Genomic DNA, 25376 nt, shown 5'->3' on the forward strand with positions numbered 1-25376 from the left:
TCAGCTCGCCCGACCGGCCCGCGGGAGTGGATAGTCGGCAGCCTCATAGAGCGCGCGGATCGCATCGCCCTCATAGCGTTCTTCGTCGATCTCGAGCAATGCGCCGCGGAAGAGTTCGGGCGGCATTTCTTCCATCGCATAACGCAGCGCCTCGGCGGCGCTGTTGAACCGCCGGTACTGCACCTGGCGCGAGCGGAAATGGCTGCGGCTGGGATAGAGCTCGGCCGTAGCCGAATAGTCGAAATCGGTCATCGTTCGCTCCTCGCTTGTCTCAGCGCGCGCGGCGGTGCGCCATGAGCTTCTTTGCGCCGGAGAGCTTGCGCGCCTCTTCGTCTGCGATCGCCTGGGCTTCCCGGGCGAGGCGAAGATTGCGCAGGCGGGTCATGTTGTCGTCCACCGCCCGGGCGGCTTCTTCATATTCGCTGAGCGCCCGTGCGGGGCGCTTTTCCAGCTTCGCGAACTGCGCGTCGGCGCGCATGCGGGGCGTCGTGCTCATCTCTTGCCCTCCGGCAGGAAAAAGGGCCGCCCGAAGGCGACCCCTTAAACTTAGGCCAGCTGCAGGTTCACAGCCGACGCACGGCCATCACGGCCGGTTTCGATGTCATAGGTCACGTTCTGACCTTCATCGAGGCTCGACAGGCCGGCACGCTCGACAGCGGAAATGTGGACGAAGGCATCCTTGCCGCCATCCGAAGGAGCGATAAAGCCGAAGCCCTTGGTCGAATTGAAGAACTTTACGGTGCCATTGATCATGACAATACCCTTTTCATTTGGCTCGCGTCCCTTTTGGACAAACGAACACAGTTTCCGCGCCAGCAGCATGCTGACACGGTATAGACGTTCGCAAAATCAAGGATAGCCAAGCAGACCGGAAAGCCGGATGATCAGTTAGCCGATGACGGCTGAAAACGCGTAAACCCAACGTAAGGCTTCCGACCGCCGAAATCAACCCGCATTCGTCTTTTCGTAATATTTGCGTGCCGACGGAGACAATTTTCAGTCCCGCACAATGGACCGCCGCGCGATCGCAGTGGCGCACATTACAGGCCGGAATAGGCGACCACGGCCACAGGAACGCTCGCATCTATGCCAGCCACCGAGCGTGGACCCTCGCTCTAATAAGTTGACTGAGTTGACTGAGACTTCCTGTACAGCAGCGGGCATTGCAGGACGATCGGAAGCAGTTAGGATGTGCACAAGGCTGATCCTGTCGACCCGCCCTGCTCGTATGGGCACCTCTGGGGGGTGGCGCCTAGATTGTTAGAGGGACATATGACTGAGCCAGTCAACATGCTCTGGATCGGAGGCCCGCTGGGCTACATCGAACGTCTATCGATACACTCTTTCATCGCTGCAGGACATCCAGTTCACCTGCATTTATACGACGATGTGCCCGATCTTCCATCGGGGGTAAGGGTAGTTGACGGCAACGAGACGGTGCCACGCGAGTACCTCATGACTTTGCGGTACAAATTCCGCGACAGCTTGGCCCTCGCCGGCGACTATTTCCGTCTCGAACTTCAGAAGCAAGGCAAAGGTGCTTGGGTCGACGCCGATATGGTTTGCCTTCGGCCGCTTCCCCGCGATGAATACCTGTTCGGCTGGGAATCGGACATATCTATTAACAACGCCGTCCTGCGGCTCCCTGCCACAAGTCCCATCGTTAGCGAAGCGATCGCAGCATTCAGACCCGGCGCAGTCCCGAAATGGTTTCACTGGAACCGGCGAAGGCAGCTTTGGATGAAGAAGGCCGTCGGCATTAAGTTTGGACCTCAACAGCAGCATTGGGCGGCCTTTGGCCCCCATGCGATTACCTGGCTCGCAAGGAAGTACGGCAAACTGAGTCGAGCCCGTCCGATCTCTGCATTTTACCCCATTTCGCTTGAGAAGCGCTCGGAGCCCTTTCGCGTCGGTACCTCCATCGAACAGTTTATCGATACAGATACCCACGCCGTTCATTTGTGGAACAGCAACATGCCCGAGATGCGGAATCGCCGGCCGGCTACCGGCTCTGCGATTGGAAGCTTGTTATTGCAATATGGGGTATAACCCAGATTGGGGTCACCGAGCTCACCCGAAGCTGCTCATGCTAATTCACAGCTGCAGTTGAAGCATTAGACAACGCCTGCGGCGCGAAATGTCTCGTCTAATGATGTTGAGGTCTCTAAGGCCGGTGGTGGAGGGGACTGGATTCGAACCAGTGTACGCTAAGCGAGCAGATTTACAGTCTGCCGGATTTAACCACTCTCCCACCCCTCCATGCCGGGCATCGCCTCGGCGATGCGACGGGCGCCCGAGTGGTGAACGCGTCGTCGGGGCGGTTTATGGTGAACCCACCGCCCCCTGTCAACACCTAATCACCTCTGCCTGTGACGCTTTTGTCACCCCATCCACAGCCGCTTGCTGGCAGCCCGCAAAGGCGGTACCCAAGCGCCATGAGCACCAACAAATTCCCGCCCAAGCCGCGCTACAATCCCGATGACGGGCCGGTCTTTCTCTATGGCCTGCACACGGTTCGCGCCGCGCTCGACAATCCGCGCCGCAGCAAGCGCCGCCTGCTGGCAACGCCGAATGCCCTCATCCGGCTCGGAGAAAGCGGGGGCACCGGCAAGGTCAAGATCACCGAGACCACGCCGCGGGAGCTCGACCGGCTGCTCGGCGCCGAGGCCGTCCATCAGGGCCTTGCGCTCGAGGTCGATCCGGTAAGCCGTTTCGGGCTCGATGACATCGAGCCTCTCACCCTCGTCGTCGTCCTCGACCAGGTCACCGACCCGCACAATGTCGGCGCCATCCTGCGCACCGCATGCGCCTTCGGGGCCGATGCCGTCATCACCACCGCCCGCTACGCCCCGCGCGAGACCGGTGTCATGGCGAAATCGGCGTCCGGCGCGCTTGATCTCGTGCCTCTGATCGAAGTGCGCAATCTCGGCGACGCGCTCGAAACCCTCAAGTCGCGCGGGCTGCTCGTCCTCGGCTTTGATTCCGAGGCCCCTGCCCCGCTTCGCCCGCGCTCCGGCGACCAGGCGCTCGCCATCGTCCTCGGCTCCGAAGGCAAGGGCCTCCGCCAGCGCACCCGCGAGCTCTGCGACGAGATGGTGAAGCTCGACATGCCCGGGCCCATCAAGTCGCTCAACGTCTCGAATGCCGCCGCCATCGCGCTCTTTGCGGCAACTGCCGGTCGCGTCGGCTGAGCTAGCGGCCGGCCACCACCAGTTCAGGATCCGGCTGCCCCGGCACCAGATGCACCACGCGGTAACCGCGCGCAGTCAGTTCAGCGAGGAACCCGTCCATCATGTCCACCGTGCGCTGGTGCACGTCGTGGAAGAGGATGATCCCGCGCCCGCGCTCCTCGAGCCGATCGAGCGTGCGCTTGGTGACGACGCCCGGGCTTTCGGGATAGTAATCCTTGGAATCGACGTCCACGTCGAGGATCACCATGCCCTGCTCCCCAAGCCCCGCGCGCAGGAGGCTGGTCTGCGCCAGATAGGGGAAGCGGAAGAAGGGCGCAGCACTCAGCCCCGAGCCTGCAAGCGCATGGGCGACTGCCGCCTCGCCGGCCGCGATCTCGCGCTCTGCCTCGGCGGGGCTGGCATCCGCCAGATTGCGGTGGGTGAACGTGTGGTGCCCGACGCTGTGTCCCCGTCTCGCCACCTCCTGCACGATCTGCGGATGGTTCAGCGCCTGATGGCCCACCATCAGGAAGCTCGCCTTGACCCCGTGCCGGTCGAGCGTATCGAGGATCGCCTCGGTCCGGTCCGGGCGCGGGCCATCATCGAACGTCAGCACGACTTCGCCCGGCGCAAGCCGGATATCGGCGTTCGAAGCGATTTTCAGCGTACGTCCGGCAAGGGCCGAGGGCTGCGCAAAGCGCGGTGCCTGCGCCTCCGAGACAGTCTGTGTGAAGCGTGGATAGGGCTCGAAAGCCTGCTCTCTGGGCGGCTTGGCGCAGCCGGCCATGGCCAGAACGACAAGACCGACAAGCAACCCATGCGCCAGAACCACGCTCAACCCCCGTCAAACTGCGTAACGGGGTCGATGATTGTCCTGACGTGGTTAACAAACCGCTCAACGCCGCCGCCTTTGGCAAAGCGGCGTTAAGCATAAATGTGGCGCCGGTCCCTAGTAGAGGACGACCGAGCGGATCGATTCCCCTGCATGCATCAGGTCGAACCCCTTGTTGATGTCCTCGAGCCTCAGCGTATGGGTGATCATCGGGTCGATCTCGATCTTGCCCGACATGTACCAGTCGACGATCCGCGGCACATCGGTGCGTCCGCGCGCGCCGCCGAACGCCGTGCCCAACCAGGAGCGCCCGGTGACCAGCTGGAAGGGTCGGGTCGAAATCTCCTGCCCGGCCCCGGCAACCCCGATGATGATCGACTTGCCCCATCCGCGATGGCTGGCCTCCAGCGCCTGGCGCATCACCGTCGTGTTGCCCGTGCAGTCGAACGTATAGTCCGCCCCGCCGATCTGGTCCGCGCCGCGCTTGGTCAGGTTGACGAGATAGGGCACGAGATCGCCCCCGACCTCCTTGGGGTTGACGAAATGCGTCATGCCGAAGCGCTCGCCCCAGGCCTTCTTGTCATTGTTCAGGTCGACGCCGATGATCATGTCCGCGCCCGCGAGCCGCAGCCCCTGGATCACGTTGAGCCCGATGCCACCGAGCCCGAAGACGATCGCCGTCGCCCCCTGCTCGACCTTGGCGGTGTTGATCACCGCCCCCACGCCCGTCGTCACCCCGCAACCGATGTAGCAGACCTTGTCGAACGGGGCTTCGGGGTCGATCTTGGCGACCGCGATCTCGGGCAGCACCGTGTAGTTCGAGAAGGTCGAGCAGCCCATATAGTGGTGGATGGGCTTGCCTTCGAAGGAAAAGCGCGATGTCCCGTCCGGCATCAGCCCCTGCCCCTGGGTCGAGCGAATGGCCGTGCAGAGATTGGTCTTGCGGCTAAGGCAGCTGGGGCACTCCCGGCATTCGGGCGTGTAGAGCGGGATCACGTGATCGCCCTTTTTCACGCTCGTGACGCCGGCACCCACGTCGACGACGATCCCCGCGCCCTCATGCCCGAGAATGGCCGGAAAGATGCCTTCCGGATCGGCGCCCGAAAGCGTGAACTCGTCGGTGTGGCAGATGCCCGTGGCCTTGATCTCCACCAGCACCTCGCCAGCCCTCGGGCCTTCGAGATCGACTTCGACGATCTCCAGCGGCTTGCCGGCGGCAAAGGCGACTGCGGCGCGCGTCTTCATGGCTCTGTTTCCTCAATCGATTCCGGATTGACCGGACGATGCCACAGCCCCGCCGGCCCCACAATGAAAGAGCCCGCCGATCCGGTGCGGATGGCGGGCTCGTGATCGCTCTTGGCGGTGGCGCCGTCTACTGCGCGAGCCTTGCCCGGATCGCGGCCAATGCGTCGGCACGCCCCTTGGCCCCAGCATCCCCGGCCGCTTCGCCCTCGGGCTCGACGACTTCCGGTTCGGCATCCGCAGTTGCCTCTGCCTCAGCCTCGGGCGCGCTCGCGCCGGCAATCGCGGCCTCGGCATCGGCGACGCCCTTGGCTGCAGCGTCCGCCGTCGTTTCAGGCGCAAGTTCGACCTGCACCTCACCGGTCTCGGGCACCGCCTGCTGCGTTGCGGCACGCGGCGCGACGGGGTTGGCAAGCGCCTGGGCGACGTCGGCAGCGCCCTTCTCACCGGCATCGGCCCCGGCCACGTCCACGGCGGGTTCGGCCGCCGGCGCTTCGGGCACGTCCACCTCGGTCACCGCAGTCTCCTGGGGCGTCGCAGCGGCCGCTGCCTCCGCCGCCAGCCGGGCTTCCTCGGCTTCGATCGTCGCAGTGGCCTGCTCGGAGAGCGCGGCCTCGGCGGCAAGGCGCGCTTCTTCCTCGGCCCTCAGCTGCTCCATCGCCTCGTCGGCCCGGGCATTCTCCTCGGCCAGCCGTGCTCCCTCCGCGGCGCGGACTTCAGCTGCCAGCCTCTCGGCCTCGGCGTTTTCGGCGTTGAGGCGCTCTTCCTCGGCGCGGCGCATTTCGGCCGCGGCCGCCTCGGCCTCGGCTGCGTCCTCGGCCAGCCGGGCTTCAGCCAGCGCCTGCGCCTCGGCCTCGATGTCCACGTCCTCATCCGCTGCTATTGCTGCGGTGACGTCGGTCTCGGGATCGGCCACCGCCTCAGCGGGTACATCGGCAGCAGGCGCCGCCTCGGCATCGGCGACTGCGGTCTCGGCAGGCGCCGCCTCGGGTTCTGCAGGCGCCGCCTCGGGTTCTGCTACGGCAGCCTCTGGCTCAGGCGTTTCGGCGACGGGCGCGGGCGCGGCGGGCTCTTCCACCGGCGCACTGGTCTGGGCCGGTGCGGGCGGGCTGTTGTCGCAGGCTGCGACCAGAAGGCCGAGCGAAACCATGACCGGCAGGCCGAAGTGCACTTTCAAGCTCATATGGGCAAATCCTCTTTCGTCAGACGCACGGATTCAATGGCGGGCCTGGCCCTGCCCCGCACCCTTCCTATAACAGAACTCACGGGGTTGTGCGCGGCCCGGCCGATTATTTCAGCGCCGCCATTGCCCGCTGCACCGTCTCGTCGAGACGCGCGAGAAAGGCCGAGCGGTCCTTGGGCCCGAACGCCTTGTTGTAGCCCTTGCTCTCGCCGGTTTCGCGCAGGTGCTGGTTGAGCTCGCGCATCGCAAGCGCCATGCCGATCGATTCCGGCGTGAACGGTCGCCCCGTCGGCCCGAGCACATGCGCGCCCTTCTCGAGCGCGCGCCGCGCAAGCGGAATGTCAGCGGTGACCACGATGTCGTTGCCCGCGACCGCCTCCACGATCCAGTCATCCGCCGCATCGGCGCCTTGCGGCACGACGACCGTTCGAACCATCGGGTCTCGGGAAGGTCTGAGCCCACCATTGGCTACGAGCGTAACGCCTAAGCCATGGCGATAGGCCACGCGGACCGCCTCGTCCTTCACCGGGCAGGCATCGGCGTCGATATAGATCCAGGGGTTCTTCTGCATGCCCGCAAGTCTAGCCTTGCCCGTCCCGTCTGCCCACCGCAATCGCCCGCTTGACCACATGCAGCGCCATCGCCACCCTCCCGATAGACTTAAGAGAAGGACAGACATGCCCCGCGATCGCCTCATCCTCGACCACTGGCCCGTTGCAGCCCTCTATGCCATCGGCGACATCCATGGGTGCGGTGCCCAGCTTCAGGCCATGGAAGCCGAGATCGTCGCCGACGCGGCCGACATTCCAGGCGAGAAGTGGATCGTTACCCTCGGCGACCAGGTCGATCGCGGCCCAGACACCAGGGGCGTCATCGATCACCTCCTCGGCCCGCCGCCCGCCGGCTTTCGCCGTCTTTCGCTTCTGGGCAATCACGAGCAGATGTTGCTCGACTGCCTCGCAGATCCTGTCGCGCATGGGGACTGGGTGCCTGAAGGTGGCGATCGCACGCTTGCCTCCTATGGCATTTCCGCCGTCCCTGCCGCTGACGATCCGGACGCCATCGCGGAGGCCATGGCCTCGGGCATTCCGCCGGCTCATGTCGAATTCCTCGAAAGCCTGCCCATCCTCCTCGCGCTGCCCGGCTTCGTCTTCGTCCATGCGGGCATCCGGCCCGGCACGGCGCTCGAACAGCAGGAGGATCACGATCTCATCTGGATCCGGCGCCCGTTCCTCGACGCGACCGATCTCGGAGGTTTACGCGTCGTCCACGGCCACACGCCGACGCCGGAGCCCGTCATTACCCAGATACGCTACGGCATCGACACGCGCTGCTTTGCCTCCGGCACACTGACCGCCCTCCGCGTCCTGCCAACGGGCGAGACGCGGCTGCTTCAGGTTCGGAGCTGATCCCGCACGCCTCGGTGCAGCGCAGCTAGGATTGCACCTGCTGGCTCGCGGGCGGATGCGCCTCCAGGCGATCGAGCGCGGCACCGACCCGTTCTGCGACCAGCAGGTCGAATTTGTGATCCGGGCTCGTCATCTCGTACTCCCGCAGCGCCTCGACCGTGACGCCGGCCTCCGCGGCCATCTGCTCGAGACTGAGGCCGAGCCCGATCCGGCGATTATGATCGCCCTTGGGCTCGCGATCGGCGGGATTGAGCGGGAAAGTCATCGTGCTTCTCCATCCTTGGCTGAACAAGGAAGTCGCACGAGCCCGATTGGTTCACGCCCCACGCCTCGACGAGCACCCGCACCACGCCTTCCCCGCTCTACCCGACCGATTGCGCGAACACCGCAGCGAAGCGATCCTCGCCGTTCACGCCATCCGCACCACATCCTGCCAATCCGGATGGCGGCTGATCTGCGCTTTCGCGAAGGGGCACAAAGGCATGATGATGACGCCGTCGCGCCGGGCATCCTCAATCGCCTGGCGCACCAGCCGCTCGCCGATCTTCCGGCCGCGCAATGCTGCAGGCACCTCGGTATGGTCGATGATGATGAGCCCCTCGCCGGCGCGGCTATAGGTCATCTCCGCCTCGGCGCCGTCGATAACGAGCCGGTAGCGGCCTTTGGTCGGCCCATCTTCGCGCTCCACGGCTTCCTTACCGTGCATGGGCGCCGCGACCGCCTGCACGGCATCGGGCGGGCGAACCTGCCGCGGCTTTCCGGGTGAGCATTCAAGAAGGTCACGGTCCCAGCCCCCCAGATCGGCCGCCGCCTCGTAGGTGGACACGAGAAACGCCATCAGCGCTTCGTCGGGATCGGCGGCAGACTGCACGGCCTCGTAGGGCAGCACGAATTCCGAAAGGGTCTCATGCCAGAACGCGCCCTCAGGCTTCACCGAGGCTGCGCGATAGCTCCCGGGTGCCGGATAGGCATAGGCGTAGAATGCCGGATACTCGATGCCGCCTCCGCCCGGCCAAAAGCCTGCCGAAGACACCTCTCGGTCATAGGCCTCCTGTGCCACATCATCCGGCAAGGCCGGGATACCACCGGGGTGAAGCGGCGCCCGGCGCCCCGAAAACCGGGTTACCGCGAGGTCGAGGGCACCCCAGAAGAGGTGAACGGGGCTGGACTTGCCCAGAAAGGCAGTGCGGAAGCGGTTGAACACCCTGTCCGTTGCAATAAGCGCCTGATGAAAACTTTGCACGGCGTCGCCGTCATAGGGCCTGTCGCGATCGTCCTCGGCAAATGGCACCGGGAACGGCACCTCGTTCGGACTGCCATTGAAGGTCGGGGTACCGCCGAGGTCGGAGACCAGTTGCACGAACCGTGCGTGAAAGTCGGCAACGGTCGTGGGACCGAGCGGAAACGACAGCGTGCGACCTGCACCGCACGCCCCGACCACCCTGTGCTCGAGAAGATCGAACAGGATTTCGATGCCCGGCCCGTCTGGTATCGGCGAGGTGGAGAGGCCCCGTGGCGTGACGTAGAAGGTCGCATTCCAGGAGTGGTTCAGCCATGGCGTATGGGCCAGCCGGTACTTGCCGACGATCTGCAGATAGAGGTGAAGGGCCGAGCACGTTTCGCGCCAGCCCAGATAGTCCAGTTGCGGCCACTTCGTCATTGCGGATCCTTTCGCCGAGAGCGGGTCATGGGATGTGTTCGGTGGTGCGCTCCGAATGCGTGACGCCGCGCCCGGCCACCATCCAATCAGCGCCCCGGGCCAGCGCGGTGTGGCCTTGTTCGAGTCGTATCGGGGCGCCTCGTGCGGCGCTAGTCCTGCGGTCGGCCCAACTGTGTCGCGAAAAGTGGAACGCCCTGCATCAGCGCATCATGGTGCACGATCTTTGCAGGAACCACGGGCGCCCCATGGCCATCGATATGGCAAAAGGCTGGCCAGCAACTTCCCATGAATCGTGCCGACGCGATTGGCAACGAGATGGGATTCCTGCAGCACACCCTCCCGGATCGCGCAGTCGAAACCCTCCGCGACCAGGTCGACGAAGCGTCGCTATAGGCCCAATAAATATGAACAACATCATGTTCCGTGAGGGTGGCATCGACCCCCGCGCCGGCAGCAAACCGCAAAAAAGGGCTGCAAGTCATGGTGCCGGCAGCAGGGTTCGAACCCGCGACCCCCTGATTACAAATCAGGTGCTCTACCAACTGAGCTATACCGGCGGCCGCGGCGATTTGGCCGGGCAGGCTCTATCTAGCGGCGCCGGGGGCGTCTGCCAAGCGCTTGTTGGCTCGGCTCAGTGAAGTTTGCCGTCGCCCGGCAAGGTCTCGGTCCCATCTGCCGTCACGGCGGGCCTGCGCGGCTTGGCGAGGATGCAGCGGTTGCGGCCATAGCGCTTGGCTTCATAAAGCGCGATATCGGCTTCGGAGAACCATTGCTCGGGCCCCGTGATGGCCGGCCCCATCGCCGCGACCCCGAAGCTTGCGGTGACGCTCAGCGGCCCGGCGCTGGTATCCACCGTCAGCTCCGCGATCAGCTGCCGGATGCGCTCGGCGCAGGCGAGCGCGTCGCCTGCATCCGTCTCTGGCAGCAGCATGGCGAATTCCTCGCCGCCGATCCGCCCGAACGCATCGCTCGCCCGCATGCTCTGCATGCACGCCCGCGCCACTGCGATCACCACGGCATCCCCGGCCGGATGGCCATGCGCGTCATTGATCGCCTTGAAATTGTCGATGTCGAGCACGAGCAGCGCCGACGGCCGGTCATAGCGCCGCGCGCGGGCAAAATCCTTCTCCATCTCGGCGATGAACCCGCGCCGCGTGAGCGCGCCGGTCATCGAATCCTGCTCGGCAATCTGGCGCAGCTCGATCTGCTCGGCGACGAGCCGTGCGAGCGCCTGCATGATCTCGATCTCGCGCGGGGTGAAGCTGCGCACATGCGAATCGAGCGCGCAGAGCGAGCCCAGATTGTACCCGTCCGGGGTATGGAGCGGGATGCCGAGATAGCTGCGGATCTGCGCCCCTGCGGTTACGTTCGGGTTCTCTGCAAAGCGCGGATCGCGCGTCGCATCGGCCACCACCATCGGCCGGCTCGCCCGGATCGTATGGTCGCAGAACGCCTCGTTGCGCGGTGTGGGCGTTGCCGCAAGGCCCTCCGCCGCCTTGAAGATCTGCCGGTTGCGATCGATGATTGTCACGGCGGCCATCGGCACGCCCAGCGTCAGCCGGACCACTTCGGTAATCCGCTTGAAGGCCGGTTCCTCGCCGGTCTCGGTCAGATTGTAGCGCGCCAGTGCGGCGAGCCGACCTTCTTCGTCGCTGAGCTTGTCCATTGGTGTTGCTATTCCCCGCGGCGGTGACGCTATCTGACCCCGATCCTGCCCTGCGCCGCGCTAGGGCCGGCTTTCGCGGACCGGTAAAACTTTATCCAGATTGTCTCGAAACCGGTGCGATTCCGTTAATGAGCCACCGCCTGCACCCGACTTTGGCGGGATGGCCTCGGTCCGGAGCGCATGGTAATCAGGTCCGCCCCGATGGAGCCCGCCCGTGCACGATCCCGACAGACTTCGCCTCAGCTTCGTCACGAGCGGCACCCCCCAGGCCAACGCCGCCGCCGATGCCCTGCGCGCGCGCTATGGTGACACGGCGTCCGAGCATGCCGACGTCATCGTCGCGCTCGGGGGGGATGGGCTGATGCTGCAGACCCTGCATTCGGCGATGGCGCGCGACACACCCGTCTACGGCATGAATTTCGGCTCGGTCGGTTTCATGATGAATGGCTACGAGCCCGATACGCTTCGCCAGCGCATCGCGTCCGCCAAGCCCACCCATATCTACCCCCTTGCGATGAGCGTGCTCGATGCGCGCGGCGCAACGCACGAGGCTCTCGCGCTCAACGAGGTGTCGCTTTTCCGGTCGTCCTATCAGGCCGCCAAGATCGAGATTCTCGTCGATGGCGAGCCCCGGCTCGACGAACTCGTCTGCGATGGCGTGCTCGTCGCCACCCCAGCCGGCTCCACCGCCTACAATCTCTCCGCGCACGGGCCGATCCTGCCGATCAACTCGCCGCTCCTCGCCCTCACCCCGATCTCACCCTTCCGGCCCCGCCGCTGGCGCGGCGCGATCCTCTCCAACCATGCCGCCGTCACCTTCCGCATCCGCGAAGGTGAGAAGCGGCCGGTCAGCGCCGTCGCCGACAATGTCGAGTTCCGCAACATCCGCGAGGTGCATGTGCGCGAGGACCGCGACAAACGGGTCACCCTGCTCTTCGATCCGGGCACCAGCCTCGAGGAGCGGGTGCTCCTCGAGCAGTTCCGCTACTGAGAGCGCTCAGGCCGCGCTCAGCGCCAGCCGCATCTCGCCCGATGGCAGCGGCAGCGCGTCCCCGCCGCGATGACCGGCAAAGCCCGCCATCACGCCGCGCGCCGCCTTCAGGGCCAGCCCCACATTCTGTTCGCTCAGATAGCTGAACGCCTCCTCGAGCGCCGCCGGCACCGCGTTGCAGTGCTCGATCAGGATCTCCTCGGTGAGCGCCGTCACGACGAAATGGCGCGCCGCAACATCGTCGGCCAGATCCGCCTCGCGCGCCATCAGCACAAGCCGGGCGAGCAGTGCGCTCACCTCAGGCTCGAGCCCGCATCGCCCGAGCATGGCGGCAATCGCCGTACGGCTGCCGCGCTCGAGGAGCCCGAAGACCTTGCTCCTCGGCATTTCGCCGAGCGCGGCAATGCAGTCGGCAAAGAACATCACATGCCCGTTGACCACCGCGTGCAGCAGCACGCGGATGCTGATCCGCTGGCGGGCGATCAGCGTGTCCGCATAGGCGGTGCCCTCACCGGCCGTCGCCTCCCCGATGCTGGTTGCCGCGCTGTCCGTCAGGTCGCGCATCAGCCGCTCGAGGCGCTGGGGCGCAATTGCGCCCTTAACCACCCGCAGCCCGCCAAGCAGCGCCGCGACATGTTCGACCAGCAGCAGCCGCGCCCCCGCGGGCAGGTCGCCTCGCGCCAGAAGTGCCCCCCGCAGTTCGGCATCCTCGAGCCCCGGCCCCTCTGCCAGCCGCGTCAGCGCGTCCTCCGCAATGCCGATCTCTCGGCGCGAGAGAAGCTTCAGCGTCACGCCGCGCTCGCCCCGCCCGATCAGCGCGAGTGCGACGCGCGGGCTCACCCTTTCGCGCAGCGCAATGGCGAGGAGAATGGCGGCATCGCCCGACCGGATCAGCCCGATCAAATCGGCATCCACCAGTGCGGGCGAGTATTGGGCCACCGCCCGCGCAATTACCGCGCTGTCCTGCAACAGCGCCAGCAGGACCGGCCGCGGCGCGTTGGTCGCATGCAGCAGCCCATAGGCGAGCGCGGCGCGTACCTTGACCGAGGGATCGTCGAGAAATCCGATCAGCGCCGCGTAGAGCGCGGCATGTTCGTCCGCGGGCCCCTCATGGCAGAGATAGGCCCGCGCCGCCATGTGCGCCGCCTGCCCGCGGGCCTCGCTGTCGCTGGACTGACAAAGCGCGACGAAATCCTGATACGCAACCATAACGCTCTCCGGCATCCACCGGCAGCAAGGCTAGGCGCGAAGGCTTAAGGAACGGTTCACCATGTCCGTTCATCCGTCATTGACCGTATATCCGGCTGAAGAGCGCCCCTTCGGCGGCCGATGGCTCGATCACCGGCTCGGCTTTGGCAGGCTCGGTGATGAAGAGGCTCGTGAACGACATGTCCTCTCGCGAGAAGCGTGAGGGCAGCGCCTCGCCCTGCCCCGTCGGCACGCCGGGCTGGCTCGCCATCTGCTGGGCAACGAAGGCCGGGCTTGCCCCCGATGGCGCATCGTGCCGCGCCACCAGCGCACGATAGACCTCGCGAATCGTACGCGGCTTGCCGTCGGCATAGAAGATCGGCTTGTTGGCCGCCGCCTGGCGGGGGAACAGATCCGCCGCGATCTGGTCGGGGTTGCGCAGGCCCGCCGCGAACATCTCCTCGGCGCCGCGCGCCCCCATGAAGTGCGCGATATAGAGTTCGCCCGGGCTCGGCATGCGCCCGAACTTCTGCTGGAGATAGGCGCCATTGTTGCGTGTGAAGGCCGCCGCAAGATCGGCGGCAATCTGCGGATCCTCACGCAGCTTCAGAACTTCGGCGCGCAAACCTCTGTCGGAAATGGAATACTGCCCGCCCCTCACCTCGATCGCATCAGCATAACGCTGATAGCCGAGCCGCGGGCCTTCGGTCTTCATCACCTCGAGCCAGGTGCTTTCGAGAAACTGGAAGAGCCCGGTCGCCGTCGACGTCTGCGCTTTCGCCTTGGGGTTGAGGCTGCTTTCCCGGATGGCGGTCTGCACCAGATAGTCGAAATCGACGCCGCTCTTCTGCCCGGCATTGTTGAGCACCTGAACGAGGGCTGGCGGAATGGAGATCGACTGGACGCCCAACGGCTCCGCTCCTCATGGAAAGGGTCTCTTAACCAATCGCCTGTCGTGGTTAACGCCGCGTTAACCCGGCCAGCGGCTCACCACGTCCTCGATTGCCGGGCGCTCCCGCTCGTCGGGGCTGATCGTGGGCGTTCCGATATGCACGAACCCGACGAAGCGCTCGCCGCCCCTTGCCCCGAGCGCACCTTGGGCCTCTGGATCGAACGTATACCAGCGCGTCACCCAGCAGGCGGCGAACCCCAGCGCATTGGCGCCATGGACGAGATTGAGGCAGACCGCGCCCGCCGACAGCAATTGCTCGAGTTCAGGGGCCTTGGCGGCAGGCCGGGGTGAAAAGAGAACGCCAATGGTCAGCGGCGCGGGCAGGAACTGCCGCCGCTCTACATCCAGGGCCGCCTCCTCGGCATCGGGATTGCGCGCCGCGACGATCCTCGCCAGCGCCTCACCTGCCTCGGCCCGCGCCTCGCCTTCGATGAGCACCAGCCGCCAGGGCGCGAGCTTTCCATGGTCGGGCACTCGGGTACCGATCTCGAGCAGCGTCTGCAGTTGGTCGGCATCCGGCCCGGGCTCCTTGAGAAACGCCATCCCGACGGAGCGACGCGTCAGCAGATAGTCCTTCAGGGTCTCGGTGTTCATCGGCATGGGCGGGCGCTCGCTTGCAGTGGTTGTGGTCCTGTGACACAGCTTTTCCCAATTCCGGGGATAGCAATGCAAGCGGGCTCGCATGAATGGCCTGCAAAAGCCACCGCCGAGGGGTACGTATTGAGTTCTAGGACATGTTTTGCGGTCGCTTCCGCGCTGATGCTGGCGCTTGCGACGCCTGCTGCCTTCGCCCAGTCCGAGGCGCCCGTTCCCATGCCGCGGCCCGCCGACCGCATGCCCGACCCATCGGAGGTTCCCGGGCCCGCTGATTCGCCCGAGGCGCCGGCCACGGCCGAATCGCCGGCGCCCATTGCCGCCGATGCCGCGACCACCGCGAGCGAAGCGGTGAACGCGTTTGCCGCCGAGGTGCAGCCAGTAACGCTCACCGCCCTCATCACCGAAGGCGGCGCGAGCATTCCCGAAGGTCTCGTCTGGCGGATCTTCGATACGCGTACGGACAATTCGGGCCAGCTCGCGCTGGCCGCCAAGTCCGAGGACGCCACGGCCCGCGTCAGCCTCGCCCCCGGCGAATATGTCGTGCACGTCGCCTATGGCCGTGCCCAGGCCAGCGACCGGCTTTCGGTCGAACCCGGCGGCGGCACCAAATCGGTGATTCTCGACGCCGGCGCCCTCAGGCTCAACGCGGCGATCACAGGCGACGTCCCGATCCCGATCAACCAGCTGCGCTTCGACGTCTACACCCAAGGCAACGAGATCGATCGCGTGCTCGTCGCCGAGAATCTGAGCTCGAGCGATATCGTCACGCTCAATGCCGGCACCTACCACATCGTCTCACGCTTCGGAGACATCAACGCGGTCGTGCGCGCCGACCTCCGCGTCGAGCCCGGCCAGATGACCGAGGCCACCCTTTACCACCGCGCGGCGCAGATCTCTTTTCGCCTCGTCACCGAGACCGGCGGCGAAGCCATCGCCGACGTCGAATGGACCGTCCAGAACGAGAGCGGCCAGACCATTTTCAGCGAGATCAGCGCCTTCCCTGCAACCGTGCTCGCCGAGGGCGACTACATCGTCCTCGCCAAGCAGGGCGATACGGTCTTCAACCGCGAGTTCGAGGTCGCGCCGGGTCCTGCCCGCGAGATCGAGGTCCTGACCGAGGTCTACTGATCCTCAGACCCCGATCCGCTCCGGCGCCACGCGGATCTCGAACTCCGCGCCGCCATCGGCAAACACCGCGTCCCAGCTCCCCCCGAGCGTTGCGAGCACGCGCGGGATCAGCGCCGAGCCGAAACCCTTGTGGCTGTTGGGCTCGGGCTTCGGCCCGCCCCGCTCCACCCACTGGATGCGCAGCAGGGGCTGGCCTTCATCCCCCACGAGACTGTCCCATGCCACCGCAATCCTGCCGCGCGGCGAGGAGAGCGCGCCATACTTGGCCGAATTGGTGCCGAGCTCGTGGAAGATCAGGCTCAGCACCACCATCGCCTGCCCGCTGATCTCGAAGGGCGCCCCCCGCGTCTCGAGCCGCCCCGCCTCGACGAGCCCGAAGGGCTCTAGCGCCTGATTGAGCACGAGCCCGAGCGTCGCGGCATCGCCATCGGTCAGCCCGCGCAGCAGCATGGTCGAGCGCCCCATGGCGTTCAGCCGCTCGCGCAGCTTGTCGGCAAGGTCCGCGGGCGTCTCCGAATGCTTCTGGCTCAGCGAGATGATCGCGTTCATCGTTGCGAAGATGTTCTTGATCCGATGATCGAGCTCGTTGGTCATCATCTGCTGGAGCTCGGCCACCCGCTCCATCTCGCCACGCGCCGCCGTCTCGGCCCGATAGGCCCGCAGCATCAGGTGCACGAGCCCGATATCCACCACGACGACGAAGACATAGAGGCTGAGCGCGAGGAAAGCTCCCAGATCGAGCACGAAACTGTTGGCCGGCGCGATGAAGAAATACCAGGACGCAAGCCCCGAGAGCAGCGCCACCATCGCCCCCGGCCCCACCCCGAAGAGGAACGCCGTCGCGATTACCGCCGGAAAGAAGGTGAGGTAGGGAAAGCCCGCGGGCAGATAGGGATCGGCCCAAAAGCGCACCACGAGCGAGATGACGAAAAGCCCGAACCCGGCCGCATAGAGCGCGACGATCCGGGCGAGGCTGCGTGGGGCGTGTTCGGCTTGTACGGAGGGCAGTCGCTGAAGCCAGCGGGGCGAGTTGCGCATGTCGTCCAGTCGAGTTCCTGTTTGTCGATTGGCACGATCTGGCACGAATGCCCGGCGCGCATCAGCCCGTATATCATTACCGTTCGCGAAACGGCCACAGCGGCGTGCGACTTTTGTAACGTTTGGAACAGCCCGCGGCGAGAAGGCGCGCCTACGGCCCGTCAGTCCATCTGCGGCCGGCTCGCCCGCAGCTTCTTGACGGCGCCGCGCTCGGCCTTGCTCTTGAGCCTGCGCTGCTTGGAGGCGAGCGTCGGCCGGGTCGGTCGTCGCGGCTTGGGCGGCACCGCAGCCTCCGCGAGCAGCCCCACGAGCCGCCCCAGCGCATCGTCGCGATTGAGCTGCTGGGTACGAAACCGATCGGCTGTGATCAGGATCACCCCCTCCTTGGTGAGCCGTGCGCCTGCCAGACGCGCCGCCCGCGTCTTCACCGGCCCCGGCAGCGAGGACGACCCCATGAGGTGGAACCGCAGCTGCACCGCGCTCGAAACCTTATTGACGTTCTGCCCGCCCGGACCGGACGCCCGGACGAAACTCTCCTCCACCTCGTCCGGGTGGATCGAAAGCGAACCGGTAATGGCGATACGGTCTGCCACGCAGCCTCCGTTCGGTCTGGCCTAAGGCCTCGGGTCGGCCTTTGTGGCATCGGCACGCGCTTCGCGCGCTGCAGCCTCGGCCAGACGGCGCGCACGCCGCGTGCGGCTCCAGTTCTGCCAGCGCCGTCTCCCGCGCACGATGCTCCAGGTCACCGGCGGCTGCAGGAATGGCAGGTCGATCGCCAGCAGCAAAAGCCCAAGCGGCAGCATCCAGACCCCGAGCACCGGCAAAAAGCTCAATATGCCCCCGAGCACCAGCACGATGCCGAGCGGGATGCGCACGAGCCGGGCCACCGGGCGGCGGAGAAAGCCGATCACCCGGCCGGTCGCCGGCCAGCGGCGCACCATGCTGTCGAACTGGCGCTGCAGCCGGCGCTCGTATTTGTTGCTCATCGGCAAAGGCGCCCCGGCCCGAATGGCCAGTGCAGTCGGCTCAAGCTCACCATCTCACCCCCTGCTCCATATCCGCCGCGGGGCCGCGGCGGCAGCGGCGCGGGCAAATGGCGCCTCAGGCCGCATCCCGCTTCATATCGGGGGGCGTGGCCTCCGCGACAAGATCGCCGATCGCATCCTCGATGCTCATCACCTTCTGGCCTTCGGCCCCGAGCCGGCGGACCGAAACGCTGCCCTCCTCCGCCTCGCGACGGCCGATCACGTAGATCAGCGGCACCTTCTGCACCGAGTGCTCGCGCACCTTGTAGTTGATCTTCTCGTTGCGGGTGTCGAGCTCGGCGCGGATGCCGAGGCCCTTGAGCCGCGCGACCAGCACCTCGGCCGCCGGATCGGCTTCCGAAACGATCGTCGCCACCACGACCTGCACCGGCGCCAGCCAGATCGGCATGCGTCCGGCATAGCTCTCCAGCATCATGCCGATGAACCGCTCGAGCGAACCGAGGATCGCCCTGTGCAGCATGATCGGGCGGTGCCGCGATCCGTCCTCGGCGATATAGGCCGCATCGAGCCGCTCGGGCAGCAGCGCATCGAGCTGCAGCGTCCCGAGCTGCCAGGAGCGCCCGATGGCGTCCTTGAGATGGAATTCGAGCTTGGGCCCGTAGAACGCCCCATCGCCCGGCGCGATCTCGAAATCGCGGCCGGTTGCCCGTAGCGCGTCCCCCAGCGCCTTCTCGACGAAATCCCACATCTCCTCGGTGCCGCCGCGCTGCTCTGGGCGCGTGGCGAGCCGGATGCTGACGTCCGTAAAGCCCATGTCGGTATAGACCTGGTCGAGCAGCGTGCAGAACTTCTCGGTTTCCTCCTGCACCTGGTCGAGCCGGCAGAAGATGTGTGCGTCGTCCTGCGTCATCTGGCGCACGCGCATCAGCCCGTGCAGCGCGCCATGCGCCTCGTTGCGGTGGCAGCACCCGAACTCGGCCATGCGGATCGGCAGGTCGCGATAGGATTTGATGCCCTGCTTGAAGATCTGGATGTGCGCCGGACAGTTCATCGGCTTCAGCGCCATGAACTCCGCTTTCCCCGAAAGGATCGGCCCGTCTTCCTCGGTGTTTGGCACCTCGTCGGGCACGACGAACATGTTTTCGCGATACTTGCCCCAGTGCCCGGACTGCTCCCAGAATTTCGCCGCCATCAGCTGCGGGGTCTTGACTTCCACATAGTCGGCCGCCGTCAGGCGCCGGCGGATGTACTGCTCCATCTGGTTGTAGATGACAAAGCCCTTGGGGTGCCAGAAGACCGAGCCCTGCGCCTCTTCCTGCAGATGGAAGAGATCCATCTCGCGCCCCAGCTTCCTGTGGTCGCGCTTTTCGGCCTCCTCGACCATGACGAGATAGGCATCGAGCTCCGCCTTGCTCGCAAAGGCCGTGCCGTAGATGCGGCTCAAGACCGGGTTGCGGCTGTCGCCGCGCCAATAGGCGCCGGCCACCTTGGTCAGCTTGAACGCCTGCCCCACATCGCGCGTCGAGCGCATGTGCGGCCCCCGGCAGAGGTCGAACCACTGCCCCTGCTTGTAGATCTTGATCGACTGGTCTTCGGGGATCGCGTCGACCAGCTCCACCTTGAAGTGCTCGCCCTTGGCTTCGAAGACGCGCTTGGCCTCCTCGCGGCTCCACACTTCCTTGGTGAACGCCGCGCCCCGCTCGATGATCTCGCCCATCTTCTTTTCGATGGCGCGCAGATCGTCCTCGGAAAACGGCACTTCGCGATGGAAATCGTAGAAGAATCCGTTCTCGATCACCGGCCCGATCGTCACCTGCGTCGAAGGCCAGAGCTCCTGCACCGCCTCGGCCAGCACGTGCGCGGCATCATGGCGGATGAGCCCGAGCCCGTCCGCGCTGTCGCGCATGACGAACTCGATCGCCCCATCCTCCTCGATCGGGTCCGACAGATCCGCAAGCACGCCGTTCCACTTCATGGCCACGGTCTTCTTGGCGAGGCTCTTGGAGATCGCCTCGACCACGGTGGTCCCGGTGGTGCCCCGCGCAAATTCGCGAACAGCACCGTCGGGGAACGTCACCTTGATCATTTTGATCTCCAGATCCAGAAATTGAGAAAAGTCGGCCGGGCGGTCTAACACGGCTCACCTTGCCCTGTCATGCCCTGCGCGGATCGCCGCTTCCCGATCGACGGCGCGACACGCCTCAGCGCCAGCGCCCATAGGCCCAGGGCCTGTACCAGCGACCCGTCGCGGGCAGCGTCTCGGGCACCGGGTCGAACCCGTGCGTGCCCCCGGGGCGGCAGCGCGTGAGCCGCGCGAGCCCCATCCACCCTCCGGGCCAGAACCCGTGCCGCCAGATCGCGTCGCGCGTGAATTCCGAGCACGAGGGCGCGTGCCGGCACGTCCGCCCGACAAACGCCGAAAGCGTGTACCGGTAGATCGTGATCAGCCCATAGGCGAGCAGCTTGAACGGCAGGTCGATCACCCGCCAGATCCTGTCCACCGCTACCGGCTTTCGATCGTATCGAGCGCCGCCACCACCGCCTCGAAGACGAGGAGCGTCGACGCATGCCGGTTGGGGAAGTCCCGCACCGGTTCGAGATAGCGCAGGTCCGTCCAGCGCTCCCCGGTGGGCGGCGCGCCGTCCGCCTTCAGCATCGCTTCCATCTCGGCCCGCACCCGGCGCATTTCGGCGCCCGGCGCACCGAGAATGTTGCGCGCGACGATGGCCGTCGTCGTCTGCCCGAGCGCGCATGCGCTCACGCTGTGCCCGAAGTCCGCAATCATCCCGTCCTCGAGCTTGAGGTCGACCTCCACCACCGAGCCGCAGACCCGGCTCGTCTTGCGCGCGGTGGCGTCGGGCATATCGAGCCTTTCGCCCTTGGGTGCGTTCGCCACGATCTCGAGGATCTTTTCGGAATAGAGATCGCTCAGTTCCATGATCGACGCCATTCTGTTGCTTGTTGGGGATACGCTGCCCGCCTATATAGGAGCGCGGAAGCAGCCTGTCAGCGGGCGTGGCAATCTTGTGCGCCCTGCCGATCCGCCGATGCCCCAGGTGCGTATGGTGTCCATGCGGCCAAGCAAGGAACCCCGATAGATGGATGCCAGCGTCAAGACCGATCGCGTAACCGAAATCAGCTATGCCGATCTCGTGCGCCCCACCCAGGAGGAAGCCGAGGCTGCCGTCCGCACCCTCATCGCCTGGGCCGGCGACGATCCGGATCGGGAAGGCCTTCTCGACACGCCCCGCCGCGTCGCGCGCGCCTATCGTGAGCTTTATTCGGGCTATGACCTCGATGCGCGCGAAGTGCTCGCCCGCACCTTCAAGGAGGTCGGGGGATATGACGATATCGTCCTCGTCCGCGACATCCCCTTTGCCTCCCATTGCGAGCACCACATGGTGCCCTTCACTGGCAAGGCGCACATCGCCTACCTGCCCCATGACGGGGTCGTCGGCCTCTCCAAGCTCGCCCGCGTCGTCGAGATCTTCGCGCGCCGCCTGCAGACCCAGGAGAATCTCACGGCCCAGATCATCGACGCCATCAACGAGGCGCTGAACCCCCGTGGCGCCGCCGTGATGATCGAGGCCGAGCACATGTGCATGTCCATGCGCGGAGTACACGCCCATGGCGTCTCCACCCTCACCCACCGCTTCACCGGCGTCTTCGCTGAGGACCGCAATGAGCAGGATCGCTTCTACGCCCTCGTGGGCAAGCGCTGATCCTCGATTACCTCTGGCGCCTGGCCATGGGCGGGACTAGAACCCGCCCATGAGCACGATCTTTGAAAACCCCGCCGATCTCGACCACGCAGCACTCGAGGAAGGCACCGCCCTCGCCCCCCGCTTCGATGCCAATGGCCTCGTTACCGCCATCACCGTCGAGGCGGCGACCGGCACCGTGCTGATGCTCGCCCACATGAATGCCGAGGCGCTCGCGCTCACGCTCGAGACCGGCGCCGTCCATTATTATTCCCGCTCGCGCGGCAAGATCTGGAAAAAGGGCGAAAGCTCAGGCGAAATCCAGAAGCTCGTCGAGATCCGCACCGATTGCGACCAGGACGCCATGCTCGTGCTCGTTGAGCAGACCGGCGTCGGCGCCGCCTGCCATACCGGGCGCAAGACCTGCTTCTACCGCCGCGTTGTCAGGACCGAAACCGGGCCCGTCCTCGAGGACACCGGCCTGCCGCGCCTCTTCGACCCGGCCGAAATCTACGCGAAGGGCTGAATTTCAGCCTCGCCGTTCGAGCAGCCCCGCAAGCAGCAGCCCCGCAAAGAACCCGCCCAGATGCGCCTGCCAGGCGATGTTGACGTCCGCGCCCGTCACCGCCGGCAGCAGCGGCACCGCCGCGTTCAGCACCACCCAGATCAGCGTGAAATAGCGTGACTTGGGGTTCGCCATCAGTTCGCCGAAGCTCGCCAGCCGCCGCCCCGCCACCCGTGGCTCGCCCGTTTCGGGATCTCGGATAAAGAGCACGGGCTGGAACATGAACCGCGTGGCCGCCCCGGTCAGCCCCGCGACACCGCCCGACGCGCCGACGAGGATCTGCAGTTCCGGCAGCGTCGTCGCCGCGAAGGCGAGCGCACCCACGGCCGCCGAAACAAAAAAGATCACCACCGTACGCACGCTGCCATAGCGCCGCGCCACCGGCGTCGCGAAGATCGCGAACCAGGCGAGATTGAGCAGCAGATGCTCCCAGCTCGCATGCAGCAGCGCATGGGTGAAGGGCGTCCACAAAAGCGGCAGCACCCCGCCCGGCAATCCATCCACAGAGAGCGCCCGCAATGGGATGAACCCGAACCAGACGGTAAACAGCAGCCGCGTCTCGGCGTTGAAAACAAAGGCGGAAGCGGCATGCACAGCCAGAATCAGCCCGCCGAGCACCGTCACCACCCCGGGCAGCAGGAAGATCGGCTCCCGCGCTCTATCGTCTTGATTCTGCTCGGATTCGGGGGGACGTTCGGTATGCGACATGACAGCTCCGCGGATCGGCGCCGTTGTACGCCTTATTCACCCACTTATCCACACCACCCCCGCGCGGTTAACCTTAACCAATGTTTAAGGGCGATTTCGGCGTGCCGTTTTGCCAGTGTCCGGCTTGCGCCAGTACGCCTCCTGCGGGGGACGATTCCATACTGCGTTCACGGGGCAGAAAAAGACGATGCAGAAACAGAGCACCAGGACGCTCTACGACTATTGGAACGCGCTACGCGGTGCCCGCAGCGCGCCCGATCGTCGTGATATCGATCCCACCCGCATCCGCGGGGCGCTCGCCAACACCTTCATCCTCGAATCCAATGTCGATGGCGGCTATGATTTCCGCCTCGCCGGCTCCCAACTCTGCACCGCCTATAGCCGCGAGCTCAAGGGTCGCTCCTTCAGCCGCCTCTGGCACGAGCGCGACCGGGACGCGATGGACACGCTGATTCGCGCCGTCACCGAAGATCACGCGGTCGCCCTCATCACCTTCCAGGGCACCACCTCCATCCATACCCGCCTCGCATTCGAGACCATTCTGCTGCCCATCCGCCACAATGGGTCGACCGAATCGCGCCTGCTTGGCGCCATGACCGCGCTCGAGGAGCCCTACTGGCTCGGCGTCCAGCCCGTCATGGAGCAGCGCATCACCGGTCTCCGGCTGATCTGGCCCGATGACGCCTCCCACGCCGATGCCGCCCGCGACGTCTCGGCCCGCGTGCCCCAGGAAGTCGTCTTCGCCACCGGCGGCGGGGAAACCGCCCCCCTCACGACCACCGTTTACGGCCGGTCCGCGCGGCGTTATTCTCACCTTGCTGTCATCGACGGCGGTCGGTCCTGACCACGCCGTAGAAATACGCAGCCTGGTAGCGCTTTGCGCGACGAATTCCATTTTCGATTAACCAAGTTTGGTTAGGTTTGGCTCACTCCTGTGACACGGCCGGGGACTGGTTGCTCGCATGCTCACCGATGATGTCTCGCCCCGCGGGCTGGCACGCTCCCCCCGCGCCTATGCCGAGATGCCGCGCTTCCAGCGCGTGAAGGTGTCCGTGCTCGGCCGCTACATGCTCGCCGATCGCAGCGAATATCCATGCCAGGTGCTCGAAATGTCGCCCGGCGACGCCCTCGTCATCGCCCCCGTGCAGGGTGCAGCGGGCGAGCGCGTCATCGCCTATCTCGACCATATCGGCCGGATCGAGGGCACCATCACCGAGATCATCGATGGCGGCTTCAATCTCAGCCTCGCCGCCTCCGCCCGCAAGCGGGACCGCATGTCGGCCCAGCTCACCTGGCTCGCCAACAAGGATATCCTCAACCTGCCCGAGGATCGCCGGCACGAGCGCGTCGTCCCCGACATCCGGCACTCCACCGTCGTGCTCGACGATGGCCGGCGCTACAATTGCAAGATCATCGACATCTCGCTTTCGGGCGCGGCCATCGAGATCGCCGTGCGCCCCGCAATGGGCACCCCGGTCACGCTCGGGCGCATGCGCGCGCGGGTCGTGCGCCACTTCCCCGATGGGGTCGCTGTCGAGTTCGCCTCCGCCCAGGAGATGCTGACGGTCGTGCAGCAGAATCTGCGCGTCAACTGAGCGCCCGTACCGCCGTCCACCGACACGGTTAACCGGACCTTCCGACAACGGCTAAAACACGTCTAAAAACTGCTTCTTAGTTTTCCGATCGCCGCAATCCGGCACGGGCATCGTGGTCTCGTTCAAGGAGACCGACGATGCAGTTCGCAGATTTCGCCAAGGCCCTCGCCATCGCAGTCATCGCCCTCGGCGGGCTCGTGGCCCCTGCCCTCGCGAATTCCGCCGTCGCGGGCCATCCGGTCTTCATCAAGGTTTCGGGCGCCACCTCCATCCCGGTCGGTCACCTCGATTTCTGCAGGCAGCATCCGCGCGATTGCGCGGCCCATGCCAATCCCGTCGCCGCGGTCGAACTGACCGAGACGCGCTGGATGGAGCTCCTTGCCGTCAACAGCTATTTCAACGAGACGATCATCGCCATGACCGATGAGGAGATCTATGGCGTCGCCGAGATGTGGGCCTACCCCGAAATCTATGGCGATTGCGAGGATTTCGCCCTTGCCAAGCGCCGGGCCCTGATCGAGGCCGGCTGGCCCGCCAGCGCCCTTCTGATCACCGTCGTTCGCGAAACCAACGGCGCCGGGCACGCGGTCCTCACCGTGCGCACCGATCGCGGTGACCTCGTCCTCGACAATCAGGACGGCATGATCCGCGTCTGGAACGAGACCCCCTATCAGTTCCTCAAGCGCCAGTCCCAGGCGCATGCCGGCCAGTGGGTCGACCTGCTCGACGAGCGCACCACCATCGTGGCAGCGCGCTGAGCGGGGC

General features: G+C 65.7%; 30 protein-coding genes and 2 tRNA genes. 10 read left to right on the forward strand and 22 right to left on the reverse strand.

Annotation, left to right across the window (positions count from 1 at the left end; genetic code table 11):
• The 3 genes from EMQ25_RS07815 to EMQ25_RS07825 are packed head-to-tail and all read right to left on the reverse strand — an operon-like array spanning position 1 to position 753.
• Positions 1-252, reverse strand: coding sequence for a hypothetical protein (locus tag EMQ25_RS07815; RefSeq protein WP_127187978.1), 252 nt, complete (start codon positions 250-252; stop codon positions 1-3).
• Between the two features lie 19 nt (positions 253-271).
• Entirely contained in the window at positions 272-496 is a 225-nt protein-coding gene (locus EMQ25_RS07820; RefSeq protein WP_127187979.1) for a hypothetical protein, read from the reverse strand.
• A 50-nt stretch (positions 497-546) separates the two neighbouring features.
• A complete protein-coding gene (locus EMQ25_RS07825) occupies positions 547-753 on the reverse strand; it encodes a cold-shock protein (protein WP_127187980.1) in 207 nt (68 codons plus the stop codon).
• Positions 754-1272: 519 nt separating this feature from the next.
• Here EMQ25_RS07825 and EMQ25_RS07830 point away from each other — a divergent pair.
• Entirely contained in the window at positions 1273-2049 is a 777-nt protein-coding gene (locus EMQ25_RS07830; protein ID WP_127187981.1) for a hypothetical protein, read from the forward strand.
• 125 nt (positions 2050-2174) lie between these two features.
• Here EMQ25_RS07830 and EMQ25_RS07835 read toward each other — a convergent pair.
• Positions 2175-2259: transfer RNA gene (locus tag EMQ25_RS07835), tRNA-Tyr, on the reverse strand.
• A 176-nt stretch (positions 2260-2435) separates the two neighbouring features.
• Between EMQ25_RS07835 and rlmB the strand changes: the two genes are divergently transcribed.
• Positions 2436-3191 (forward strand): 23S rRNA (guanosine(2251)-2'-O)-methyltransferase RlmB, encoded by a 756-nt coding sequence (gene rlmB, locus EMQ25_RS07840; RefSeq protein WP_127187982.1) that lies wholly within the window; start codon positions 2436-2438, stop codon positions 3189-3191.
• Between the two features lies 1 nt (position 3192).
• On the opposite strand, the gene EMQ25_RS07845 is transcribed toward rlmB, so the two are convergent.
• From EMQ25_RS07845 to EMQ25_RS07860, 4 genes are all read right to left on the reverse strand, one after another.
• The gene (locus EMQ25_RS07845) at positions 3193-4002 is read right to left on the reverse strand and encodes a polysaccharide deacetylase family protein (RefSeq protein ID WP_127187983.1); all 810 of its coding nucleotides are present in this window, start codon (positions 4000-4002) and stop codon (positions 3193-3195) included.
• A 117-nt stretch (positions 4003-4119) separates the two neighbouring features.
• Complete coding sequence (locus EMQ25_RS07850) at positions 4120-5247, reverse strand: S-(hydroxymethyl)glutathione dehydrogenase/class III alcohol dehydrogenase (RefSeq protein WP_127187984.1); 1128 nt, start codon at positions 5245-5247, stop codon at positions 4120-4122.
• 127 nt (positions 5248-5374) lie between these two features.
• Positions 5375-6427 (reverse strand): hypothetical protein, encoded by a 1053-nt coding sequence (locus EMQ25_RS07855; RefSeq protein WP_127187985.1) that lies wholly within the window; start codon positions 6425-6427, stop codon positions 5375-5377.
• 106 nt (positions 6428-6533) lie between these two features.
• The gene (locus EMQ25_RS07860) at positions 6534-6998 is read right to left on the reverse strand and encodes a YaiI/YqxD family protein (protein ID WP_127187986.1); all 465 of its coding nucleotides are present in this window, start codon (positions 6996-6998) and stop codon (positions 6534-6536) included.
• 106 nt (positions 6999-7104) lie between these two features.
• On the opposite strand from EMQ25_RS07860, the gene EMQ25_RS07865 reads away from it, so the two are divergent.
• Positions 7105-7836, forward strand: coding sequence for a metallophosphoesterase (locus EMQ25_RS07865; RefSeq protein WP_158626001.1), 732 nt, complete (start codon positions 7105-7107; stop codon positions 7834-7836).
• Positions 7837-7861: 25 nt separating this feature from the next.
• Here EMQ25_RS07865 and EMQ25_RS07870 read toward each other — a convergent pair whose 3' ends face one another.
• From EMQ25_RS07870 to EMQ25_RS07885, 4 genes are all read right to left on the reverse strand, one after another.
• Positions 7862-8101 (reverse strand): helix-turn-helix domain-containing protein, encoded by a 240-nt coding sequence (locus EMQ25_RS07870; protein ID WP_127187988.1) that lies wholly within the window; start codon positions 8099-8101, stop codon positions 7862-7864.
• A gap of 144 nt (positions 8102-8245) precedes the next feature.
• The gene (locus EMQ25_RS07875; protein WP_127187989.1) at positions 8246-9496 is read right to left on the reverse strand and encodes a DUF5996 family protein; all 1251 of its coding nucleotides are present in this window, start codon (positions 9494-9496) and stop codon (positions 8246-8248) included.
• Between the two features lie 481 nt (positions 9497-9977).
• Positions 9978-10053, reverse strand: a tRNA-Thr gene (locus EMQ25_RS07880).
• Between the two features lie 74 nt (positions 10054-10127).
• On the reverse strand, positions 10128-11162 hold the full coding sequence (locus EMQ25_RS07885; protein ID WP_127187990.1) for a sensor domain-containing diguanylate cyclase: 1035 nt from the start codon (positions 11160-11162) through the stop codon (positions 10128-10130).
• A 214-nt stretch (positions 11163-11376) separates the two neighbouring features.
• On the opposite strand from EMQ25_RS07885, the gene EMQ25_RS07890 reads away from it, so the two are divergent.
• Entirely contained in the window at positions 11377-12153 is a 777-nt protein-coding gene (locus tag EMQ25_RS07890) for an NAD kinase (RefSeq protein WP_127187991.1), read from the forward strand.
• A gap of 6 nt (positions 12154-12159) precedes the next feature.
• Here EMQ25_RS07890 and EMQ25_RS07895 read toward each other — a convergent pair whose 3' ends face one another.
• The 3 genes from EMQ25_RS07895 to EMQ25_RS07905 form a co-directional block, all read right to left on the reverse strand.
• Positions 12160-13362, reverse strand: a complete 1203-nt coding sequence (locus EMQ25_RS07895) for a DUF2336 domain-containing protein (RefSeq protein ID WP_158626002.1) — start codon at positions 13360-13362, stop codon at positions 12160-12162.
• Between the two features lie 76 nt (positions 13363-13438).
• Positions 13439-14251, reverse strand: a complete 813-nt coding sequence (locus tag EMQ25_RS07900; protein ID WP_127187993.1) for a transglycosylase SLT domain-containing protein — start codon at positions 14249-14251, stop codon at positions 13439-13441.
• Between the two features lie 60 nt (positions 14252-14311).
• Positions 14312-14893: a nitroreductase family protein gene (locus EMQ25_RS07905; RefSeq protein WP_127187994.1), complete on the reverse strand. Its 582-nt coding sequence runs from the start codon at positions 14891-14893 to the stop codon at positions 14312-14314.
• Between the two features lie 120 nt (positions 14894-15013).
• On the opposite strand from EMQ25_RS07905, the gene EMQ25_RS07910 reads away from it, so the two are divergent.
• Positions 15014-16018 carry a hypothetical protein gene (locus EMQ25_RS07910; RefSeq protein WP_127187995.1) on the forward strand — a complete coding sequence of 335 codons (1005 nt, stop codon included), beginning with the start codon at positions 15014-15016 and terminating at the stop codon, positions 16016-16018.
• Between the two features lie 3 nt (positions 16019-16021).
• Here EMQ25_RS07910 and EMQ25_RS07915 read toward each other — a convergent pair whose 3' ends face one another.
• The 6 genes from EMQ25_RS07915 to EMQ25_RS18365 form a co-directional block, all read right to left on the reverse strand.
• On the reverse strand, positions 16022-17056 hold the full coding sequence (locus tag EMQ25_RS07915) for a sensor histidine kinase (protein ID WP_127187996.1): 1035 nt from the start codon (positions 17054-17056) through the stop codon (positions 16022-16024).
• 161 nt (positions 17057-17217) lie between these two features.
• A complete protein-coding gene (gene arfB, locus EMQ25_RS07920) occupies positions 17218-17649 on the reverse strand; it encodes an alternative ribosome rescue aminoacyl-tRNA hydrolase ArfB (protein WP_127187997.1) in 432 nt (143 codons plus the stop codon).
• A 21-nt stretch (positions 17650-17670) separates the two neighbouring features.
• Positions 17671-18042 (reverse strand): hypothetical protein, encoded by a 372-nt coding sequence (locus tag EMQ25_RS18355; RefSeq protein WP_342210640.1) that lies wholly within the window; start codon positions 18040-18042, stop codon positions 17671-17673.
• A 115-nt stretch (positions 18043-18157) separates the two neighbouring features.
• Positions 18158-20128, reverse strand: a complete 1971-nt coding sequence (gene thrS / locus EMQ25_RS07930) for a threonine--tRNA ligase (RefSeq protein WP_127187998.1) — start codon at positions 20126-20128, stop codon at positions 18158-18160.
• Positions 20129-20243: 115 nt separating this feature from the next.
• Entirely contained in the window at positions 20244-20543 is a 300-nt protein-coding gene (gene yidD / locus EMQ25_RS18360; protein WP_425290229.1) for a membrane protein insertion efficiency factor YidD, read from the reverse strand.
• A 2-nt stretch (positions 20544-20545) separates the two neighbouring features.
• Positions 20546-20992 carry an iron-sulfur cluster assembly scaffold protein gene (locus tag EMQ25_RS18365; protein WP_244606517.1) on the reverse strand — a complete coding sequence of 149 codons (447 nt, stop codon included), beginning with the start codon at positions 20990-20992 and terminating at the stop codon, positions 20546-20548.
• 148 nt (positions 20993-21140) lie between these two features.
• Between EMQ25_RS18365 and folE the strand changes: the two genes are divergently transcribed.
• Complete coding sequence (gene folE / locus EMQ25_RS07940) at positions 21141-21764, forward strand: GTP cyclohydrolase I FolE (protein WP_127188000.1); 624 nt, start codon at positions 21141-21143, stop codon at positions 21762-21764.
• A 49-nt stretch (positions 21765-21813) separates the two neighbouring features.
• Entirely contained in the window at positions 21814-22269 is a 456-nt protein-coding gene (hisI, locus tag EMQ25_RS07945) for a phosphoribosyl-AMP cyclohydrolase (protein ID WP_127188001.1), read from the forward strand.
• A gap of 3 nt (positions 22270-22272) precedes the next feature.
• On the opposite strand, the gene EMQ25_RS07950 is transcribed toward hisI, so the two are convergent.
• Positions 22273-23016, reverse strand: coding sequence for a rhomboid family intramembrane serine protease (locus EMQ25_RS07950; RefSeq protein WP_127188002.1), 744 nt, complete (start codon positions 23014-23016; stop codon positions 22273-22275).
• 187 nt (positions 23017-23203) lie between these two features.
• On the opposite strand from EMQ25_RS07950, the gene EMQ25_RS07955 reads away from it, so the two are divergent.
• The 3 genes from EMQ25_RS07955 (at position 23204) to EMQ25_RS07965 (ending at position 25369) form a co-directional block, all read left to right on the forward strand.
• Positions 23204-23860, forward strand: a complete 657-nt coding sequence (locus EMQ25_RS07955) for a PAS domain-containing protein (RefSeq protein WP_127188003.1) — start codon at positions 23204-23206, stop codon at positions 23858-23860.
• Between the two features lie 118 nt (positions 23861-23978).
• A complete protein-coding gene (locus EMQ25_RS07960; RefSeq protein WP_127188004.1) occupies positions 23979-24611 on the forward strand; it encodes a PilZ domain-containing protein in 633 nt (210 codons plus the stop codon).
• A gap of 137 nt (positions 24612-24748) precedes the next feature.
• Positions 24749-25369 carry a transglutaminase-like cysteine peptidase gene (locus tag EMQ25_RS07965; RefSeq protein WP_127188005.1) on the forward strand — a complete coding sequence of 207 codons (621 nt, stop codon included), beginning with the start codon at positions 24749-24751 and terminating at the stop codon, positions 25367-25369.
• Positions 25370-25376: the final 7 nt, after the last annotated feature.

The sequence above is a fragment of the Arsenicitalea aurantiaca genome (assembly GCF_003994485.1).
In the GTDB taxonomy this organism is placed as follows: domain Bacteria; phylum Pseudomonadota; class Alphaproteobacteria; order Rhizobiales; family Devosiaceae; genus Arsenicitalea; species Arsenicitalea aurantiaca.

Coding starts and splice junctions, on each gene's coding strand:
- EMQ25_RS07905 (WP_127187994.1), bottom strand. CDS start 14,893: ATGCCGATGAACACCGAGACCCTGAAGGACTATCTGCTGACGCGTCGC.
- EMQ25_RS07885 (WP_127187990.1), bottom strand. CDS start 11,162: ATGGACAAGCTCAGCGACGAAGAAGGTCGGCTCGCCGCACTGGCGCGC.
- hisI (WP_127188001.1), top strand. CDS start 21,814: ATGAGCACGATCTTTGAAAACCCCGCCGATCTCGACCACGCAGCACTC.
- thrS (WP_127187998.1), bottom strand. CDS start 20,128: ATGATCAAGGTGACGTTCCCCGACGGTGCTGTTCGCGAATTTGCGCGG.
- folE (WP_127188000.1), top strand. CDS start 21,141: ATGGATGCCAGCGTCAAGACCGATCGCGTAACCGAAATCAGCTATGCC.
- EMQ25_RS07855 (WP_127187985.1), bottom strand. CDS start 6,427: ATGAGCTTGAAAGTGCACTTCGGCCTGCCGGTCATGGTTTCGCTCGGC.
- EMQ25_RS07830 (WP_127187981.1), top strand. CDS start 1,273: ATGACTGAGCCAGTCAACATGCTCTGGATCGGAGGCCCGCTGGGCTAC.
- EMQ25_RS07820 (WP_127187979.1), bottom strand. CDS start 496: ATGAGCACGACGCCCCGCATGCGCGCCGACGCGCAGTTCGCGAAGCTG.
- EMQ25_RS07865 (WP_158626001.1), top strand. CDS start 7,105: ATGCCCCGCGATCGCCTCATCCTCGACCACTGGCCCGTTGCAGCCCTC.
- EMQ25_RS07850 (WP_127187984.1), bottom strand. CDS start 5,247: ATGAAGACGCGCGCCGCAGTCGCCTTTGCCGCCGGCAAGCCGCTGGAG.
- EMQ25_RS07915 (WP_127187996.1), bottom strand. CDS start 17,056: ATGCGCAACTCGCCCCGCTGGCTTCAGCGACTGCCCTCCGTACAAGCC.
- EMQ25_RS07825 (WP_127187980.1), bottom strand. CDS start 753: ATGATCAATGGCACCGTAAAGTTCTTCAATTCGACCAAGGGCTTCGGC.
- EMQ25_RS07960 (WP_127188004.1), top strand. CDS start 23,979: ATGCTCACCGATGATGTCTCGCCCCGCGGGCTGGCACGCTCCCCCCGC.
- rlmB (WP_127187982.1), top strand. CDS start 2,436: ATGAGCACCAACAAATTCCCGCCCAAGCCGCGCTACAATCCCGATGAC.
- EMQ25_RS07870 (WP_127187988.1), bottom strand. CDS start 8,101: ATGACTTTCCCGCTCAATCCCGCCGATCGCGAGCCCAAGGGCGATCAT.
- EMQ25_RS07875 (WP_127187989.1), bottom strand. CDS start 9,496: ATGACGAAGTGGCCGCAACTGGACTATCTGGGCTGGCGCGAAACGTGC.
- EMQ25_RS18365 (WP_244606517.1), bottom strand. CDS start 20,992: ATGGCGTCGATCATGGAACTGAGCGATCTCTATTCCGAAAAGATCCTC.
- EMQ25_RS07815 (WP_127187978.1), bottom strand. CDS start 252: ATGACCGATTTCGACTATTCGGCTACGGCCGAGCTCTATCCCAGCCGC.
- EMQ25_RS07950 (WP_127188002.1), bottom strand. CDS start 23,016: ATGTCGCATACCGAACGTCCCCCCGAATCCGAGCAGAATCAAGACGAT.
- EMQ25_RS07955 (WP_127188003.1), top strand. CDS start 23,204: ATGCAGAAACAGAGCACCAGGACGCTCTACGACTATTGGAACGCGCTA.
- EMQ25_RS07895 (WP_158626002.1), bottom strand. CDS start 13,362: ATGGTTGCGTATCAGGATTTCGTCGCGCTTTGTCAGTCCAGCGACAGC.
- EMQ25_RS07965 (WP_127188005.1), top strand. CDS start 24,749: ATGCAGTTCGCAGATTTCGCCAAGGCCCTCGCCATCGCAGTCATCGCC.
- EMQ25_RS18355 (WP_342210640.1), bottom strand. CDS start 18,042: ATGAGCAACAAATACGAGCGCCGGCTGCAGCGCCAGTTCGACAGCATG.
- EMQ25_RS07860 (WP_127187986.1), bottom strand. CDS start 6,998: ATGCAGAAGAACCCCTGGATCTATATCGACGCCGATGCCTGCCCGGTG.